Raw genomic sequence first — 16,311 nt, forward strand, 5'->3', positions numbered from 1 at the left:
CGGTGAGTCCGTCCTTCTAGGAGTCGTTCCGGGTACGTAGGGCGGCCTCGGCCGAGCCGGAATCCGGTCGGTTCTCGATCACCCAGTCGTCGATGTTCCTCTGTCGTCCGCCGGACACCGCCAGGGCCCCGGGCGGGACGTCGTTCTTGATCACGGTACCCGCGCCCGAATAGGCCCCGTCTCCGACGGTCACCGGTGCGATGAACATGGTGTCCGAACCGGTGCGGCAGTGATCGCCGATCACTGTACGGTTCTTGTTCACCCCGTCGTAATTGACGAAGACGCTGGATGCCCCGATATTGGTGTGCTCCCCGATGGTCGCGTCGCCCACGTAGGTCAGGTGCGGGACCTTGGTGTGCGCCCCGATGCTCGACTTCTTGACCTCCACGAAGGTGCCGATCTTGCTGCGCTCGCCGAGCTCCGCCTGCGGACGCAGGTAGGCGAACGGGCCGACCTCGGCCCCGGGCCCGATGCTCGCGCCGACGGCATGGGTGCGCACGACGCTCGCGCCCTCGCCCACCGTGGTGTCCTGCAGGGTGGTGTCGGGTCCGACGGTCGCGCCGTCGCCGATCACGGTGGAGCCGGTGAGGTGGGTGCCCGGCAGGATGGTGACGTCCCGGCCGATGTGGACGTCCACGTCCACCCAGGTGCTGCCCGGATCGACGATCGTCGCGCCGGCGCGCATGGCCGTCTCGCACAGGCGACGGTTCATCTCGGCGGCCAGTCCGGCCAGCTGGACGCGGTCGTTGACCCCGGCCACCAGATCGGCGTCCTCGACACGGTGGCCGCGGATGAGCCCGTTGGACTGACGCGCCAACTGGATGACGTCGGTCAGGTACAGCTCGCCCTGCGAGTTGTCGGTGCCCAGCTCGCCCAGCTTCTCCCGCAGGACGCGGGCGTCGAAGGCGTAGATGCCGGAGTTGACCTCGTCGATCGCCCGTTCGTCGTCCGAGGCGTCCTTGTGCTCGACGATCCTGAGCACCTCGCCGTCGTCGTTCCGCACGATCCGCCCGTATCCCGTGGGGTCGGGGGCCGTGGAGGTCAGGATGGTGACCGAGGCGCGTGGCCGGAGGTCGTGGCGCGTGACCACCTCGCGGAGGGTGTCCGCGTCCAGCAGGGGGATGTCCGAGGTGGTGACCAGCACCGTTCCCGAGAAGTCGGCGGGCAGGGCGGCCATGCCCGCGGCCACCGCGTCGCCCGTGCCGTTCTGCTCTTCCTGCACCGCGGTGGTCACCGGGACACCCAGGTCGACGGCGAGTTCGGCGACCGCGGCCCCGACCTGCTCACGCTGGTGCCCCACCACCACGACGATCTGCTCCGGGTGGATCCCGGCCGCGGCGTGCAGCGCGTGCCCGAGCATCGTCCGGCCGCACACCCGGTGCAGCATCTTGGGCGTCGCGCTCTTCATCCGGGTGCCGGAACCGGCGGCCAGGACGATGACCGCGGTCTGCGAGCGGTCGGTGTCGGGTGTCGTCATCAAGTCTCCTCGGGCGGCGTGGCGTGCCGGTGTCGGGTTCGCGTCCGGCGAGCGGACCGTCCCCGAAAGGATAAGGGCTGGGTCTGACGGGGACCACGTCGTTGCGCGGTACCGGTGGAGGCCCGCCTGTGCGGCCCCTACGGTGGGGCCCACCATCAGGGCCGTCAATCGGAGAGGGGACACAGATGACCCACGACAAGACGGTGGCCGACCTCGTCGTCGAACGACTGGTCGCCTGGGATGTGGAACGGATCTACGGATACGCCGGGGACGGGAACAACCCGATACTCGGCGCGCTGCAGCGGTCCGACGTGGCACCGCGGTTCATGCGGGCGCGGCACGAGGAGTCCGCGGCGTTCATGGCGGTGGCCGACGCCAAGTACTCGGGCGGGGTGGGAGTGGTCAACTCCACACAGGGCCCGGGTGCCGTGCACCTGCTCAACGGCCTGTACGACGCCAAGCTGGACAGCGTCCCGCTGGTGGCGCTGGTGGCGCAGCAGCACACGGGCGTGCTCGGCTCCGGTTACCAGCAGGAGATCGACCTGAGCAGCGTGTTCGCCGACGTGGCCGGGCCTTATCTGCAGACCGTCGTCGCCGCCGACCAGCTGCCGATGGTGATCGACCGGGCGTTCCGCGCCGCCCTGACGCACCGGACCCCGGTCGTGGTGGTGATCCCCCATGACGTGCAGAACGCGCCGGCGCCCGAGCTGGCCGGGGACGACGGTCAGGAGCACGGGGTCGTCGTGACCGCGCCCGAGTGGACGCACGGGGTGGTCTCGCCGCGCGAGGACGACGTGGCCCGCGCGGTCGAGCTGCTGGACGCGGGGGAGCGCATCGCCATCCTCGCCGGGCGCGGCATGGCCGGGGCCCGGCAGGAGCTGATGGACCTGGCCGAGGCCCTGGACGCCGGGGTGACGATGAGCCTCCTGGGCAAGCCGTACGTCGACGAGTCCCACCCTCTGGTGGGTGGGACGATGGGGCACCTGGGGACGACGGCGAGCGCGCGCATCCTGCAGAACTGCGACACCCTCCTGATAGTCGGATCGAACGATCCCTGGACGGAGTTCTACCCGGTGCCCGGGCAGGCGCGGGCCGTGCAGATCGACCTCGACCCGTCCCACCTGGCCAACCGCTACCCCGTCGAGGTCGGGCTGGTCGGTGACGCCGCGGTGGCGCTGCGCGCGCTGACCGGGCGCGTGGGGGAGCGTGACCGGTCCGCGTGGCGCGCCGAGGTGGAGAAACGGGTCGGGCAGTGGCGCGAGATCTCCCGCGAACGCGCGGAGGTGCCGGCCCGCGGCCTCAACCCGGAGCTCGTGGCGCGCAGCTTGTGCCGTCACATGCCGCACGACTCCCGGCTCGCCGTGGACGTGGGCAGTTCGGTGTACCACTACGTCCGGCAGATGGACCTGCCCACCTCGGTCCCGGCACACCTGTCGTCCACGCTGGCGTCGATGGGGTGCGGCATCCCGTACGCGATCGCCGCCAAGGCCACCGCCCCGGCCAGGCCCGTCGTGGTGCTGGCCGGCGACGGGGCCGTGCAGATGTTGGGGATCAACGAGCTGATCACCGTCTCCGAGGCGTGGCCCGGATGGGATGACCCCACGATGGTCGTGGTGGTGCTGTGCAACGGCGACCTGGCGGAGGTGAGCTGGGAGCAGCGGGAGACCGAGGCGGCCCCGCGGTTCGCGCCCTCGCAGGACGTCCCGGCGTTCGACATGGCCGGTTATGCCCGGCTGCTGGGGCTGCGCGGGGTTCGGGTCGAGGATGCCGACCAACTCGACGCCGCGCTGGAGGCGGCGTTCACGGCGGACCGGCCCACGGTGATCGAGGCGGTCGCCGACCCCGACGTCCCGCTGCTGCCGCCCTTCCCCCACGGCCGGGAAATGCTCGGGTCGATGCGCGAGGGCCTGCGGGCGGAAGGCGACGCCGGACGCCACGGGTTGGTACTGCTGGAGGAGTACGCCCGAATCGAAGAGGAGAGGTTCACATGACCGGAGCGAACGAGTCCGACCCCCAGTCCGTCACCCAGCAGGGTGAGGAGGAGGTCCGCACCCCGCGCAACCGGCGCCAACCCGTGCTCGCCGTTCTGGCGATCGTGGCGATCCTGCTGCTCGTCCTGGCGCTCGCGATCTCCGGCGGGATGGGCTGAGGTCCGCGAGGGGGCCGGTGGCTCCCCCGCCAGGACTCGAACCTGGAATATCTGAACCAAAATCAGAAGTGTTGCCGATTACACCACGGGGGAACGACCCTGACCGGGTCGGTAACAGTCTGGCACACCTCCCGGCGCCCGGTGGCGCGGACCTGCTGGAGCGGCGGGGGTCACGAAGGGGTCCGGCGGCGGGCGACCGTTCGCGGTGCCCGGGGGCCGTCGTGCGCACCCGCAACCGAGGCCGCCGCCGGGTGGCCTGACCCCCGTTTCCGTCATCACGTTTCCGTCATCACGATCGGAACGCTCGACAACAGAGGCGGCCCGTCAGAGACTTCCGAGTGGCCACCGGGCTCGCAGCCCCGGCGAGGAGGGGGAGAGGGACGTCGACGATCTCCCCGCTCCTTCGTCGACGGTCCCCACCCCACCGGTTCTCCCGCCGGGGCTATTCTCCTCCTGCCGAACGCCGCTCGGCCCCAGCGGCCCGCGACGCCCCGCATCCCGACCGCACCACCCAGGAGGACTGATGACGTGGTCGACCCGCGCCGGTATCCCCGTCGACGGGGCCATGATCGGTGGCGATGACCAGACCCCGGCCATGTCCGGTCCCGTCGTCGACGGGTTGTACGAATACTGCCGCCGTCAGGCTCTCCTCGGACGGGAGCCGGCATGAGCACCGACTCCCACCAGCCCCCTGTCGAGACCGGTGACGCGCCCGTCGCCACTGCCGCCGCGCGCGACCTCGTCCCCTTCCGCTCGGCCCTCCGGGTGTGGTTCCTGATCTCCCTGCAGACCTTCGGAGGTCCGGCCGGTCAGATCGCGGTCATGCAGCGAGTCCTGGTCGAGGACCGGCGCTGGATCGGGCAGCGGCGGTTCAACCACGCGCTCAACTACTGCATGCTGTTGCCCGGCCCTGAGGCCCAGCAGCTCTCGATCTATCTCGGGTGGTTGCTCAACGGCACTCGCGGTGGCATCGCGGCGGGGACCCTGTTCGTGTTGCCCGGCGTGGTCGCTCTCGGAGCCCTCTCGGCGGTCTACGTCGCCTTCGGGGACACCACCGCCGTCGCGGCCGTCTTCGCGGGGCTCGCCCCGGCGGTGTTGGCCATCGTCGCCCAGGCCGTGCTGCGGGTGGCCAGGAGGTCTCTCACTCGCCCGGCCCTGATCGCTCTCGCGGGTGGGTCGTTCGCCGCGCTCGCCCTGTTCGCGGTGCCGTTCCCGGTGGTGATCGCCGTGGCCGCTCTCGCCGGTTGGCTGCTCTCGCGCCGCGACCCGGACTTCGCGCACCCGCCTCAGGGTGACGGTGACCAGGACGAGACCGCCCCCGTCATCTCCGACGACGCGCTCCACGATGACCGGCCGAGCTCCGGCCGCGTGGTGAGGATCCTGGCGATCGGGCTGGGATTGTGGGCGGCGCCGATCGCCGCGGTGACCGTGATCTTCGGATCCGACAGCATCTTCACCACCCAGGGACTGTTCTTCTCGTTCTCCGCCCTGGTCACCTTCGGCGGTGCGTACGCGGTGCTGGCCTTCATCGCCCAACAGGCGGTGGAGACCTACGGATGGTTGGCGCCGGGGGAGATGGTGCGCGGACTGGCGTTGGCGGAGACCACCCCGGGGCCGCTGATCATGGTGGTGCAGTTCGTCGCGTTCCTGGCCGCCTACCGCAACCCCGGAGGTCTCGACCCCTGGGTCGCCGCCACCCTGGGAGCCCTCCTGGTCACCTGGGTCACCTTCGTCCCGAGCTTCCTGTTCATCCTGCTGGGAGCGCCGTACGTCGAGCGGTTGCGCCACAACGTGGCCATCTCGGCCGCGCTCGCGGGCATCACCGCTGCCGTGGTGGGGGTGATCGCCAACCTCGCGCTCTACTTCGCACTCAACACCCTGTTCACCGCCACCAGCATCTGGACCTGGGGTCCTCTCCGGATCACCATTCCCGACGCCGCATCGGTGAATCCCGTGGCAGTGGGCATCACCCTTGTCGCGCTCGTGCTGACCTTCGTCCTGCGCTGGCCGATCCTGCGGGTGCTCGGGGTGTGCGCCCTGCTGGGCCCGGCCAGTCTGCTGATCCCCCTGTGAGCGGGGCCGTCTAGTCTCGGGGGGACGGGCGAAAGGGTTGATGATGACGGGCGAGGCCATTCCGGCTCCGAGGACCAGGATGACGGCGGCCAAGCGACGGCAGCAGCTGGTCGAGGTGGGCCGCCGGATCTTCGCGGAGTACGGCTACGATTCCGCGACGGTGGAGGAGATCGCGGCTGTCGCCGGGGTCTCCAAGCCGGTGGTCTACGAGCACTTCGGCGGCAAGGAGGGCCTCTACGCCGTGGTGTGTGACCGCGAGCTGGCGTACCTCGGTGCCGAGATCACCGAGTCCCTGCAGGGCGAGGGGTCCCGGCGCCGGATCGAGCGCGCCGCCATGGCGTTGCTGCGTTACGTCGAGGAACGCACCGACGGGTTCAGGATCCTGGTCCGCGAGTCGTCGACGGCCCCCGGGGGGTCGTACTCCACCCTGCTCAACGACGCGACGGCGAGCGTGACGTACATCCTCGAGGAGGAGTTCGTGAACCGGGGCTTCGACCCCGTCACCGCGAGCGTGTACGCGCAGGCGTTGGTGGGAATGGTGTCCGGTACCGCGCAGTGGTGGCTGGACGTGCGCACCCCGCCCAAGGAGGAGGTGGCCGCGCACATCGTCAACCTGTGCTTCAACGGGCTCTCCCACCTCGACCCGAGGCCGACCCTCGAGGCCGAGGTGCGGGACAAGTACACCGGGCCGAGCAACCCGGAGGGGGCCCTGGTCGGCCGCGATCTGCGCCCGGGGCCGGGTCGGCCGTAGCGCGTCCCCGCGGCCCGCGCGGGGTTCAGGCCATGGCCGGCGAGGGCAGACGCCCGGCATCCGCCCGCAGCCTGAACGCGACGGCCACCATGACGGCGCCCACGGCCAGCCCGAACCAGCCGGCGAAGATCACGAACGTGCCGATGGTCGAGGGGCCGACCAGGCCGAGACCGATGCCGAGCGCGATGAGCACCGCCCCCAGTGCGCCCATGATCCACGAGTCCGAGATCTCGTGACGCAGTGTCCGCGCCCCGTAGGCCACGAGTGCTCCCGAGACCACGAGCCAGGCGGCGAACACCAGCGTGAGCGCCGTGGCGGACAGTCCGGGCCAGAACAACACGACCATCCCGAGCACGATGACACCGGCGCCGGTGGCGATCAGTCCGCCCCGGCCGCGGTGCTCGCCCGGCAGGGCCAGCCCGGTGGTGACGGTCATGGCGCCGTCGCCGATCGCGAACGCGGCCACCAGGAACACGGCGAGCGTCATGCCGGCGCCCGTATCGGACCCGGGAGCGACGAGTGCCGTGGCGCCGAGCGTGAGGGCCAGCCCTCCGCGGATCAGTTGAACCCACCAGTTGCGGGTGAGGGAATCGATCATGTCGTCCACCTTTCGGGCGGTGGCCTCTCGCCATCGCGGTACTGTAGTGATCACTACAGTAGAACTCCGGGCACGCACGGACAATGAGGCGCTGGACACAGGACCGGGAGGCAGCATGGCCGAGGAGGGGACCGTGGGGGACCAGGTGAGCGGGAGCAGGCGCACGCGGGCGAAAGGTCGCGAGTCCAGACGGAGGATCCTCGAGGCCGCCGCTGCGGTGGCCGGGGAGCGCGGGTACGAGGGGACCAGCATCGCGCAGGTCAGCAAGGTCAGCGGGCTCCCCGCGAGTTCGATCTACTGGCACTTCGCCGACAAGGACGCCCTCCTGGCCGCTGTGGTGGAGGAGAGCATCGAGCTGTGGCTGGGCCAGGTGACCCGGGGCCAGGGGGACTCGCTCGCCGAGCGGGTGACCGATCTGTGCCAGGGGGTGGCCAGGACGTTCTCGGAGTCGCCGGACTTCCTGCGACTGGTCTTGATGCTGGCGTTGGAACGGCGCCCCGTGGAGCCGGCGGCCCGCGAGATCTACCTGCGGCTGCGCGGGGAGGCGATAGGACGGATCGCGGAGGAACTCGCACTCGTGCGGCCAGGGCTGCCTGACGCGGACGCGCGGCTCGTGGCGACGTATGCACTCGGTGGTGGCGACGGGATCTTCCTCGCGTCGTTGACCGGGGACGCCGACGTGCCAGCGCTGTTCCGGCTGCACGCGGAGGCGATCGTGCACCTGGTCGAGCAGGCGGAGGCCGCGGGGTCCTGATCGGAGGGCGCGGTGAGACGAGCGATCGTGGGGTCAGCGGCGGAAGACCTCGAGGAGGAAGCCCTCCTCTCGGTGGTGCGCCAGGAGGGTGAGATCGCCGCGCTCGGCCAGCGCGGCGTGGACGTCCTCGCCGGTGCAGGCGTGGTCGGGGGATCGGCCCAGCCAGTGACAGGCCACCACCGTCCCGCCCGGCTCGACCAGCCGCAGCAGCCCGGTGAGGAGCCCGTCCAGCTCCGCGACCGGGGTGTAGTAGAGGAACTCCGACAGGACCAGCAGGTCGCAGGTGGCGCGCGGCCACGGGTCGAGCGCGTCGGCGGTACGGACGTGGGCAGTGGTCACCCCGGCGCGGGCGAGTCGACGGCGGGCCTCCTCCGCGGCGGTGTCGACCACGTCCACCCCGTGGACCTCGTCGCAGCGCGCGGCCAACATCTCGGTGAGCACGCCCACCGAGCACGCGGGCTCGAAGCACACCCGGTACCGCTGCTCGGGCAGCGACGCCACTATCAGCCCGTAGCGGCGCAGCTCGTACCAGGCGGTCGCGAAGTCCCAGGGATCTGACGAGTCGGAGTACATCGACTCGAAGTAGTGGCCGGGAGTGCTCACCAGAACACCGTCTCCTCTCGGGTGACCAGACGGTCGAGGACCCAGTCCGGCAGGATCGCCTCGTCACCACTCCGGTCGGACAGTGGCGCGACCTGGGTGACGAACTCGGACACGGCAGCCCGCTTGGCGGCGAGCTCGTGGTCGGTGAGCACCACCCGGCGGCGCCGCGCCCACGGCACCCGCGGGTCCCCGGGTGCGGCCCAGTGCCAGGCCCACACCGGGTACTCGACGAGCCGGGCCCCGGTGGCGGCGCAGGCGTCGGCGGCCGCGTGGCCAGCGGCCTCGTGGTCGGGGTGGCCGTCCCCGCGCCACGTCGACAGGACGAGCGTGCTCGGGCCCGGGTCGCCGACGATCCCGGCGACGGCGTCGGTGAGGAGGGCGGGATGCTCGCGGACCCGCCCGTCCGGCAGGCCCAGGCGGACGGGCTCGGGGAGTCCGAGCTGGGTGCACGCGCGCCGGCTCTCCTCGACCCGCAGTCCGGACAGCTGTTGCCGGGTGAGCGTGGGGGAGTCCGGGTGGGAGGCGTCGCCGTCGGTCACCGCCACCACCGTGACGTCGACGCCCGCGGCCGCGGCCCTGGAGGCGGTGACCCCGACGCCGAGGATCTCGTCGTCGGGATGGGGAGCGACGACGACGAGCCGTCGGCACTCACCCGGGATGGTGAACACCGGATCGGGGCCGCGGTCGGCCACCCATCGGGCCCACGCGGCCGCGGGGGTGCCGCGGTCCCCGGGTCCGATGCCCGCCCAGCCCTCGGGCTCGCTCATCGGCACCTCACCCACGGGCCCAGCCGCCGTGCGTGCGGGCGGTCCGGCCGAGGCCGGCGAGGTCGCGTTCGGCGTGGAACTGCCGGACGTACACGCTCGCGTCGAGCACGGCCTGCGCGTGGCGCGGGTCCATCGCGAGCGGACCGGCACCCAGGGCTCGTCCGACCCTGCGGATGGTGTCGTCGACCGCGGCCTCCACGATCGCCCGCACGCGGACGGCCCGGTGACGGGCGGCGACGAGGTCGGACTCGGTGACAGCGGCCGGGCCGGCGGCATCGATCTCACGCGCCGCGGCGTCGAGCGCCCACACCGCGCCGCCGAGCGACACGTCGACCGCGCCGAGGTGGGCCAGCGCGTGCTCGTCGGTGTCGGGCCTACTCGAGCGGGCCACGAGCGGCCGGGCCACCGCGATCCCGGCGCCCAGCCAGCACGCCGCCACGCCGATCCCGCCGTGCCAGAACCCGGGCCGGTCCAGGTACGAGCGCCTGTGGCCGACCGCGCGCGCCGGCACGTCCCGGAACTCCACGGCGGTGGTGCCGGTCCCCGCCATCCCCGGGTGCGCCCAGCCGTCCGCCCGGACGGACACACCGGGGTGGCGCAGGTCCACGGCGAACAGGCGCGGCTCGTCGTCGTCATGTGCCGTGATCAGGGCGTGCGTGCACCCCGCCGCACCGGAGCACCAGGCCTTGACCCCGTCGAGCACCCACCCCCCGTCGTCGCCGTCTGACCGCCCGGCGCCGCGCTCCGAGCGCCGTGCGGTGACCCGCGGTGTCGGCGGCTCGGCGGCCCACACGCCCCAGAACTCGCCGGGCGAGACTCGGGTGCCCTCGATCTCGGCGAGGATTGCGTCGGCGTCGGCGTGGGCCTCGACCAGGCGGCCCGCCGAGACGTCGTGGGCGCACATCGCGGTGAGCTCGGACCAGCGGGCGCGGGTGTCCCCGTGTCCGGGGAGGGGCAGGTCGGCGCGCCCCTCTTCGACCCACTCGCGGGCGAGGTCGGCTCCGCGGGGGCGATCGGGTGATGTCATGGGGTGACCCCGCTCCTGGTGTGGTCCAACTCGGCGTGGTCCGGCTCGGCGCGGTCCGACTCGGCGTGATCCAGCTCGGCGTGGTCCAGCTCGGTGAGGGCCAGGTGACCGGAGAACCCACCGGGGGTCCGGGAGTGCCGCCGGGCGGAGGTGGTCACGGGCGTCGCGGTGGACCAGGCGATCGACAGCCCCGCCTCCTCGGCGCGGTGCACCAGGCGCACGTCCTCGTGGACCGGCAGGGGCTCGAACCCGCCCAGGTCGCGGTACGCACGGGCCGAGATGCCGATGTTGGCGCCGTGGATGTGCCGGTGGTCGGAACCGGCCCGGTAGCCCTCGAGGTAGCGCACCCGGGTGTCCGGGTTCCACTCGGACCAGTCGGTCACCTCGACCAGTCCGGCGACCACGTCGGCGCCGTCGAGTGCCCGGGCCAGCTGGTCGGCCAGCCAGGTGGGGGGCACGCGCGAGTCGGCGTCGGTGGTGGCGTACCAGCGCTGCCCGGACCGTTGCGGCGAGGCGGGTCGCGGGAGGGAGTCGAACCCGACGGCCCGCGCGGCGCCGACGTTGCGAGCGTCGCACCGCACGATCCGGGCCCGGCCGCGAGCGATCGTCTCGGAGGCGTCGGTGCAGGAATCGAGCACCACGGTCACCGTCACCGGCACGGGGGTGACCGCGGCGCACGCCTCCAGCGAGTCCAGACACCCGGGGAGCAGCACCTGCTCGTCGTGGACCGGGATCACCACGTCGATTCCCACGAAGCGCATCGGGTTCCCTTCAGGTCGCACGGGCGGTGCCGGTGGCGGGGATGGCGTGGGCCGGCCGACGGGCTCTGCTGGTCGGAGTGCTCTGCCGGTCGGAGGGCGCTGCCGTCAGAGGTTGCCGAAGAAGTCCGCCCAGTAGAAGTCCCAGAACGCCCAGAGGATGATCGCGGCCATGGCCAGGAACCACACGACGACGGGGACCAGGTGCCACCGCTGGAGCGCCCGCACCCAGCCGGCGCCGGTGAGCTTGGCCAGCACGTGCAGCAGCGTGTACCAGAACATGGGGATGGTCACGGCCCACACGACCATGCACCAGGGGCAGAGCACCTGGATGGAGAAGATGGACTGGTACGCCAGCCAGTGCACCATCCCCGCGGCGAACGTCAGGCCCAGCAGCGCGCCCACCCAGTACCAGCGCGGGAAGCGCACGCCCGAGGCGGCGGCCACGCCGATCGCGATGAGCACGGCGTAGCCCACCAGCCCGATGAAGGGATTGGGGAAGCCGAAGACCGAGCCCTGCTCGGAGTTGATGACGCTCTTGCAGCTCATCAGGATGGAGAAGTTGCAGGCCGGCATGTAGTCCGGGTTCTCCAGGAGCCGGATCTTGTCCAGGCTGAGCTGGAACGACGCCACCAGGGCGATGACCGACCCGATGGTCAGCAACACGCCCATCCACCGGTCGGTGAACACCCGCGAGACGACGCCGGAGTGGGCGTCGGCGCCGGTGCCCGCGGCGGGGGCGATCGTCACGGGCTCGGCGGGGGCGCCCGTGGGGTCGACGTCCGGGGCGTCTGAGGTCTCGCGCATGCGGCCAGCGTACCGATGGCCGATCAGCCGGCGCGCCTCCGCGCCGGTGACGGCCGTCCGCGGTGTCCGCGCGGGTGGGCGGAGTAGAACGACAGGTGCGCTGCGGCCGCCGCGTCCCAGGTCAGCGAGGCCGCCAGGGAGCTGCCGTCCTGGGCCCTCGCGGGATCGGGGGAGAGTGCCGACTCCAGACGGTCGGCGAGCTCCGGTATCGACGCGGCGTAGTCCACGCAGGTGCCGAACACCTCGCGGAGGATCGGCAGGTCACGCGCGACCACCGGGCGGCCCGCGGCGAGCGCCTCCATGGCGGCCAACCCGAAGCCCTCCTTGGTGGAGGGGAAGGCGAAGACGTCGCACGCCGCGACGAGGCCCGGCAGGTCCGCCTCGGGCACCACGCCGAGGACGACGGGGTCGATCCCCAGCTCGAGGGCCCGCTGCTCGAACCGCGCGCGGTAGTCGCGGTAGTCGAACAGGGTCTCTCCGCCGGCCAGGACGAGCGAGAGGTCCGGACGCCTCGGGCGCATCAGCGCGAACGCCTCGAGCAGATCGATGCTGCCCTTGCGCGGTTCGATGCCGCCCACGGCCAGCACGTACGGACCGAGCCTGCTCCGCCACCGGGCGCGGGCGGAGGCGGCCCCTGCCCCCGGGCCGGCGGCCTGCGCGAAGCGGGCGTGGTCCACGCCGTTGGGGATCACCGTGGGAGCCAGGCCCCATCCCCGCCGGACCTCGGCGGCGACGGCCTCGGAGACGCACACGTGCGCGTAGGGGGTGGTGATGGCCTTCTCGTGGCAGTCCACCAGCACGGGGGTGGTGAAGTCGTCGAGGTGGTGGATCGTGCGGATGCACCGGTCGACGGCGTTGGCGCTGATGCAGTCCTGGGCGTGGACGATGTCGAAGCCGTCCGGATCGACGAACTCGCGCAGGGTGGCGATCGAGCGCACGATGCGGTCGGTGACGGACTCGCCCGGGCGGTCCGGGAACGGCGCGAGGCGAACCGTGACGGCGGGGTCGACCTCACGGAAGAAGTCGGCATCCGCGCCGCGGGCCAGCGAGTACACCGTCACGGCGGCGCCTGTCCGGGCCAGGGCCTCGGCCAGGTGCAGGGTGTGGACCACGCCCCCGCGCGGTCGGGTCGAGTAGGTGAGCAGGGCTATGCGCACGGCGGGGTCCCTTCCGGTTCCATCGTGTAGGTCTCGGGTCGTCGCTCCGCGAGGTGGTCGAGCACCCTCCTCGATCGGGCCAGTTCCGTGTCGATGTCGACCTCGACCCGGGCGATCCCGCCCTTGGACCGGGTGGCCGCGAGGACCTCGCCGCCGGGCCCCACGACCTTGGCCTGGCCGAGGAAGCGGAGCGAACCCATGACCCCGGTCTGGTTGGAGGCCACCACGAACACCTGGTTCTCGGCGGCCCGCGCGCAGTCGTAGAGGTCGAACAACCGGGACTGACGATCGGCGGGGAGTCGCGCGGCGCGGTCGGTCACACTGGCGGGCCACGCCGACAGGGCGGCCACCACCTGGGCGCCGTCGAGGGCGAGCGACCGCGCCGACTCGGGGAAGGTCTTGTCGTAGTCGATGAGCATCCCCAGTCGCCCGACCGGGGTGTCGAACGCGCGGAACGTCTCCCCGGCGCCGTAGTGGGTGCCCTCGTCCACGGGCTGGTGGACCTTCCGGTGGACGCCGAGCACACCGTCGCCGGTCAGGCAGACGGCGGTGTTGTACCGCGTCCCGTCTCCGGCCTCGGTGTAGCCGATGCAGACGGTCATGTCCCCCGCGGCGGCGGCGACGGCGGCCAGTTCCGGGCCCTCGGGGTCGAGCGCCGGGGGGAGGGTCTCGGCGGAGGGGGCACGCAGGTCGCCGAGGTAGCCGCCGAGGGTCGCGTGCGGGAAGACGAGCAGGTCCACGCCGTCGCGGGCGGCCGCGTCGATGATCCCGACGGCCTTGCCGACGCACCGCGGGAGGTCGCGTCCGAAGTTCCCGGCCAGCGCCCCCAGGGTGACCGTGCGCATCAGGCGGGGCCCAGCCCCGTGACGGTGCCGGCGACGGCGACGGTCACCTCACCGTCGGGCCACCGCAGCCTCACCCCGGGCTCGTCGGTCAGGTGACCGCAGGCAGCGCTGACCGCCGGCCCCGCGGGTGCCGGCGCGGGGTCCCGGTCCGCGGTGAGCATGGCGTACCCCGGGAAGCAGGTGAGCCAGGCGCCGACGCTCGCCCCCCGCGGGCGCGGGATCGCCGCGACGTCGAGTAGGGCACCGGTCCCGGAGGCCTCGGCCAGCATCCCCGCCGTGCCGACGATCCCCGCCATGCTCACGTCCTTGGCGGCGGCGGGCGCGATCTGTGCCACGTGCCCGGCGAGTAGGCGAAGCTCATCGGAGGTCCGGCCGCTGGAGGAGTCCCACTGCCGCTCGTGGTAGCCCGGCCGCCAGGAACCACCGAGGTCTGCGGTGAGGGACAGGGTGTGGCCGACGCGGCCGCCTCCGGCGGGGACCGGCCGGGGGGTGCGCCCGAGCGCGGTGACCGACAGCGCCGACGGGACACCGACCTGCGTGTGGCCGCCGAGCACCGGGACCCGCCAGGCAGCGGCGGCCGCGGCCACGCCCCTGACGATCCGCTCGAGATGGGAACTGGTCGGCGCGGCGACGGCGTCGAGCAGTCCCACGGGGTCGGCGCCCATGGCCGAGAGGTCGCCGAGGTTGACCAGGACCGAACACCACCCCGCCCACTCGGGATCACGCTCGACCATCGAGGGGAGGATCGCGTCACACGCCGCGATGAGATCGGTGCCCGGCACCGGCGCCCCGTCGTCGCCGCGGAAGCCGGTGGCGCCGAGGCCCCCGGGCTGCCCGGCGAACGGGGACAGGAGTCCGGACAGGAGGGACTTGGTGGAGTCGGCCAGGCGCTGGATCCGGTCGACGGGCCACCTCATCCGGCGGTGGGCGCGACCGGCCACGACCGGTCCCGCCCCGGTGTCGACCCACCCCAGGGAGGTGAACAGCGGCGCGTAGCGGTCCTGGACGCCTGCGTCGAAGCGCAGGACCCCGCGGGCCTCCACATGCGCGCAGGCGGAGCGGATCAGGGCGGGCCCGATGCCACCGGAGTGGGCCGTGTCGGCCACGACGAGTCGGCTGCCGGCCCACCATCCGATGTCCGGCTGCGCGCACGGCGCGATCCGGACCCCGCCGAGGACGGAGCCGTCGGGGGCGAGGGAGACGAGCAGCACCGTGCGGGGGTCGGCGTCCACGTCGTCGAGGTCGCTTCCGGGGAACAGTCCCTGGCGGAGGACGAACTCCTCGTGCCGGAGCCGGCGGTAGGCGGCGACGGTACGTCGATCCGCGGCGATCCGCACCACCGGGCCCGGCTCTGCGCGGCGCCCGCCGGCGAGGATGGACGCGGCGGCCGAGCCCAGGACGGACTCCGCCCCGAGGACCGACTCCGCCGTGCGCGTCCGGCCCGGAAGGGCGGGGCCGGTGAGGTCTCGGATGTCGAGCATCGTCTCACCCTCCGACCGACTGCAGCACGCTGCACGCCCCGCACGCCGCGCAGCCGGCACGCTGGTCGGCCCCGGCCATCCCGATGCGCTCCAGGTGCGCGCCCACCTCGCGGCTGATGTACTCCACGCGCCGCTGGTCGGGGGCGGGGGCCCCGTCGACGTCGACGGCCAGGGTCCCCGACTGGGGGCGGTACGGGACGATGAACGGGTAGACCCCCGACTCGGCGAGCTCCCTGGCCCCGGCGATCATCTCGTCGGGGTCCTCACCGAGGCCCACCAGCAGGTAGGTCGAGACCTGGTTGCGCCCGAACACGCGGACCGCCTCGTCCCACGCGGCCCGGTACTCCGCCAGGGGCACCGTCGACTTGCCGGGCATCCACCGCCGCCGGGCGTCGTCGTCGAGCGACTCGACGTGGATGCCGATCGCGTCGGCACCGGCCTCACGCAGGTCGGTGAGGACCGCCAGGTCGGCGGGCGGTTCACACTGGACCTGGATCGGCAGCCCCGGGACCGCCGCTCTGACGGCGCGGACGCAGCGGGCCAGATGCGCGGCCCCGCGGTCGCGTCCCGCCGACGTCCCGGTGGTCATGACCATCTGGGTGACACCGTCGAGGTCCACGGCGGCGCGGGCGACCTCGGCCAGCTGCTCGGGCTGCTTGACCGGCACCGTCGTACCCGCGCGCAGCGACTCCTCGATCGAGCAGAACCGGCAGCGCTCCTCGCGGCGGTAGCGGATGCAGGTCTGCACCACGGTCGTGGCCAGGACGTCGCGGCCGTGGAGGCGCGCGATCTTCTCGTAGGGGACCCCGTCGGAGGTCGTGCGGTCGTAGAAGCGGGGACGGCCGATCGCGGAGATCTCCAGGCCGGTGTCGACGCCGTCACGCAGGACCCGGTCGCCGTCGAAGACGAAGGGGCTGTCGGGGTTGCGGGGGATCGCCGCGGCGCGCCCGGAGACGACGAGGTGTCCGTCGTCGCTGGGGCCCGCGCCCCCGCTGCGGTGCAGCGGAGGGGTGCCCCGGATGCCGAGCAGGGCCAGGTCGACCCGGGTCGAGGTGGACACTCCG

17 protein-coding genes and 1 tRNA gene are annotated in these 16,311 nt (G+C 72.7%); 6 read left to right on the forward strand and 12 right to left on the reverse strand.

Going from position 1 to position 16,311, the window contains the following annotated elements; translation table 11 throughout:
- Positions 1-16: 16 nt before the first annotated feature.
- Positions 17-1,477 carry a bifunctional UDP-N-acetylglucosamine diphosphorylase/glucosamine-1-phosphate N-acetyltransferase GlmU gene (gene glmU, locus ABD250_RS04410; protein WP_182640019.1) on the reverse strand — a complete coding sequence of 487 codons (1,461 nt, stop codon included), beginning with the start codon at positions 1,475-1,477 and terminating at the stop codon, positions 17-19.
- A gap of 185 nt (positions 1,478-1,662) precedes the next feature.
- Between glmU and ABD250_RS04415 the strand changes: the two genes are divergently transcribed.
- Positions 1,663-3,468, forward strand: coding sequence for a thiamine pyrophosphate-requiring protein (locus tag ABD250_RS04415; protein WP_182659318.1), 1,806 nt, complete (start codon positions 1,663-1,665; stop codon positions 3,466-3,468).
- Complete coding sequence (locus ABD250_RS04420; RefSeq protein WP_182652855.1) at positions 3,465-3,626, forward strand: hypothetical protein; 162 nt, start codon at positions 3,465-3,467, stop codon at positions 3,624-3,626. Before ABD250_RS04415 ends, ABD250_RS04420 begins: the two co-directional genes overlap by 4 nt.
- 18 nt (positions 3,627-3,644) lie before the next feature.
- Here the strand turns inward: ABD250_RS04420 and ABD250_RS04425 are convergent.
- Positions 3,645-3,719, reverse strand: a tRNA-Gln gene (locus ABD250_RS04425).
- 430 nt (positions 3,720-4,149) lie between these two features.
- Between ABD250_RS04425 and ABD250_RS04430 the strand changes: the two genes are divergently transcribed.
- From ABD250_RS04430 to ABD250_RS04440, 3 genes are all read left to right on the forward strand, one after another.
- Complete coding sequence (locus ABD250_RS04430) at positions 4,150-4,296, forward strand: hypothetical protein (RefSeq protein ID WP_182659317.1); 147 nt, start codon at positions 4,150-4,152, stop codon at positions 4,294-4,296.
- Positions 4,293-5,699, forward strand: coding sequence for a chromate efflux transporter (chrA, locus tag ABD250_RS04435; RefSeq protein ID WP_182659316.1), 1,407 nt, complete (start codon positions 4,293-4,295; stop codon positions 5,697-5,699). Before ABD250_RS04430 ends, chrA begins: the two co-directional genes overlap by 4 nt.
- A gap of 79 nt (positions 5,700-5,778) precedes the next feature.
- Positions 5,779-6,450: a TetR/AcrR family transcriptional regulator gene (locus tag ABD250_RS04440; protein ID WP_241730788.1), complete on the forward strand. Its 672-nt coding sequence runs from the start codon at positions 5,779-5,781 to the stop codon at positions 6,448-6,450.
- 25 nt (positions 6,451-6,475) lie between these two features.
- Here the strand turns inward: ABD250_RS04440 and ABD250_RS04445 are convergent, their stop codons facing one another.
- A complete protein-coding gene (locus ABD250_RS04445) occupies positions 6,476-7,048 on the reverse strand; it encodes an HdeD family acid-resistance protein (RefSeq protein ID WP_182659315.1) in 573 nt (190 codons plus the stop codon).
- A 115-nt stretch (positions 7,049-7,163) separates the two neighbouring features.
- On the opposite strand from ABD250_RS04445, the gene ABD250_RS04450 reads away from it, so the two are divergent.
- Positions 7,164-7,802 carry a TetR/AcrR family transcriptional regulator gene (locus ABD250_RS04450; protein WP_182659314.1) on the forward strand — a complete coding sequence of 213 codons (639 nt, stop codon included), beginning with the start codon at positions 7,164-7,166 and terminating at the stop codon, positions 7,800-7,802.
- A gap of 33 nt (positions 7,803-7,835) precedes the next feature.
- On the opposite strand, the gene ABD250_RS04455 is transcribed toward ABD250_RS04450, so the two are convergent.
- The 9 genes from ABD250_RS04455 to ABD250_RS04495 all read right to left on the reverse strand — a co-directional run bounded on the left by ABD250_RS04455 (position 7,836) and on the right by ABD250_RS04495 (position 16,307).
- Positions 7,836-8,405, reverse strand: a complete 570-nt coding sequence (locus tag ABD250_RS04455) for an SAM-dependent methyltransferase (protein ID WP_179525794.1) — start codon at positions 8,403-8,405, stop codon at positions 7,836-7,838.
- On the reverse strand, positions 8,402-9,172 hold the full coding sequence (locus tag ABD250_RS04460) for a PIG-L deacetylase family protein (protein WP_344390853.1): 771 nt from the start codon (positions 9,170-9,172) through the stop codon (positions 8,402-8,404). Before ABD250_RS04460 ends, ABD250_RS04455 begins: the two co-directional genes overlap by 4 nt.
- A gap of 7 nt (positions 9,173-9,179) precedes the next feature.
- Positions 9,180-10,199 carry an acyl-CoA dehydrogenase family protein gene (locus ABD250_RS04465; protein WP_344390855.1) on the reverse strand — a complete coding sequence of 340 codons (1,020 nt, stop codon included), beginning with the start codon at positions 10,197-10,199 and terminating at the stop codon, positions 9,180-9,182.
- Positions 10,196-10,960 (reverse strand): glycosyltransferase family 2 protein, encoded by a 765-nt coding sequence (locus ABD250_RS04470; protein WP_182659477.1) that lies wholly within the window; start codon positions 10,958-10,960, stop codon positions 10,196-10,198. The genes ABD250_RS04465 and ABD250_RS04470 overlap by 4 nt, the downstream gene beginning before the upstream one ends.
- A gap of 105 nt (positions 10,961-11,065) precedes the next feature.
- Entirely contained in the window at positions 11,066-11,764 is a 699-nt protein-coding gene (locus ABD250_RS04475) for a vitamin K epoxide reductase family protein (RefSeq protein ID WP_182617849.1), read from the reverse strand.
- A gap of 23 nt (positions 11,765-11,787) precedes the next feature.
- Complete coding sequence (locus ABD250_RS04480) at positions 11,788-12,921, reverse strand: MSMEG_0565 family glycosyltransferase (RefSeq protein WP_344390858.1); 1,134 nt, start codon at positions 12,919-12,921, stop codon at positions 11,788-11,790.
- On the reverse strand, positions 12,912-13,766 hold the full coding sequence (locus tag ABD250_RS04485) for a nitrilase-related carbon-nitrogen hydrolase (protein ID WP_179525788.1): 855 nt from the start codon (positions 13,764-13,766) through the stop codon (positions 12,912-12,914). The genes ABD250_RS04480 and ABD250_RS04485 overlap by 10 nt, the downstream gene beginning before the upstream one ends.
- Positions 13,766-15,247, reverse strand: coding sequence for an MSMEG_0567/sll0787 family protein (locus ABD250_RS04490; protein WP_344390861.1), 1,482 nt, complete (start codon positions 15,245-15,247; stop codon positions 13,766-13,768). The genes ABD250_RS04485 and ABD250_RS04490 overlap by 1 nt, the downstream gene beginning before the upstream one ends.
- A gap of 4 nt (positions 15,248-15,251) precedes the next feature.
- Entirely contained in the window at positions 15,252-16,307 is a 1,056-nt protein-coding gene (locus ABD250_RS04495) for an MSMEG_0568 family radical SAM protein (RefSeq protein WP_344390979.1), read from the reverse strand.
- Positions 16,308-16,311: the final 4 nt, after the last annotated feature.

Source organism: Dietzia cercidiphylli (assembly GCF_039531545.1).
Classification (GTDB): domain Bacteria; phylum Actinomycetota; class Actinomycetes; order Mycobacteriales; family Mycobacteriaceae; genus Dietzia; species Dietzia natronolimnaea.

Bases quoted from the DNA above. Each gene is read 5' to 3' on its own strand.
- ABD250_RS04420 (WP_182652855.1), top strand. From the start codon at position 3,465: ATGACCGGAGCGAACGAGTCCGACCCCCAGTCCGTCACCCAGCAGGGT.
- ABD250_RS04415 (WP_182659318.1), top strand. From the start codon at position 1,663: ATGACCCACGACAAGACGGTGGCCGACCTCGTCGTCGAACGACTGGTC.
- ABD250_RS04445 (WP_182659315.1), bottom strand. From the start codon at position 7,048: ATGATCGATTCCCTCACCCGCAACTGGTGGGTTCAACTGATCCGCGGA.
- ABD250_RS04465 (WP_344390855.1), bottom strand. From the start codon at position 10,199: ATGACATCACCCGATCGCCCCCGCGGAGCCGACCTCGCCCGCGAGTGG.
- glmU (WP_182640019.1), bottom strand. From the start codon at position 1,477: ATGACGACACCCGACACCGACCGCTCGCAGACCGCGGTCATCGTCCTG.
- ABD250_RS04460 (WP_344390853.1), bottom strand. From the start codon at position 9,172: ATGAGCGAGCCCGAGGGCTGGGCGGGCATCGGACCCGGGGACCGCGGC.
- ABD250_RS04470 (WP_182659477.1), bottom strand. From the start codon at position 10,960: ATGCGCTTCGTGGGAATCGACGTGGTGATCCCGGTCCACGACGAGCAG.
- ABD250_RS04490 (WP_344390861.1), bottom strand. From the start codon at position 15,247: ATGCTCGACATCCGAGACCTCACCGGCCCCGCCCTTCCGGGCCGGACG.
- ABD250_RS04440 (WP_241730788.1), top strand. From the start codon at position 5,779: ATGACGGCGGCCAAGCGACGGCAGCAGCTGGTCGAGGTGGGCCGCCGG.
- ABD250_RS04475 (WP_182617849.1), bottom strand. From the start codon at position 11,764: ATGCGCGAGACCTCAGACGCCCCGGACGTCGACCCCACGGGCGCCCCC.
- ABD250_RS04450 (WP_182659314.1), top strand. From the start codon at position 7,164: ATGGCCGAGGAGGGGACCGTGGGGGACCAGGTGAGCGGGAGCAGGCGC.
- ABD250_RS04430 (WP_182659317.1), top strand. From the start codon at position 4,150: ATGACGTGGTCGACCCGCGCCGGTATCCCCGTCGACGGGGCCATGATC.
- ABD250_RS04485 (WP_179525788.1), bottom strand. From the start codon at position 13,766: ATGCGCACGGTCACCCTGGGGGCGCTGGCCGGGAACTTCGGACGCGAC.
- chrA (WP_182659316.1), top strand. From the start codon at position 4,293: ATGAGCACCGACTCCCACCAGCCCCCTGTCGAGACCGGTGACGCGCCC.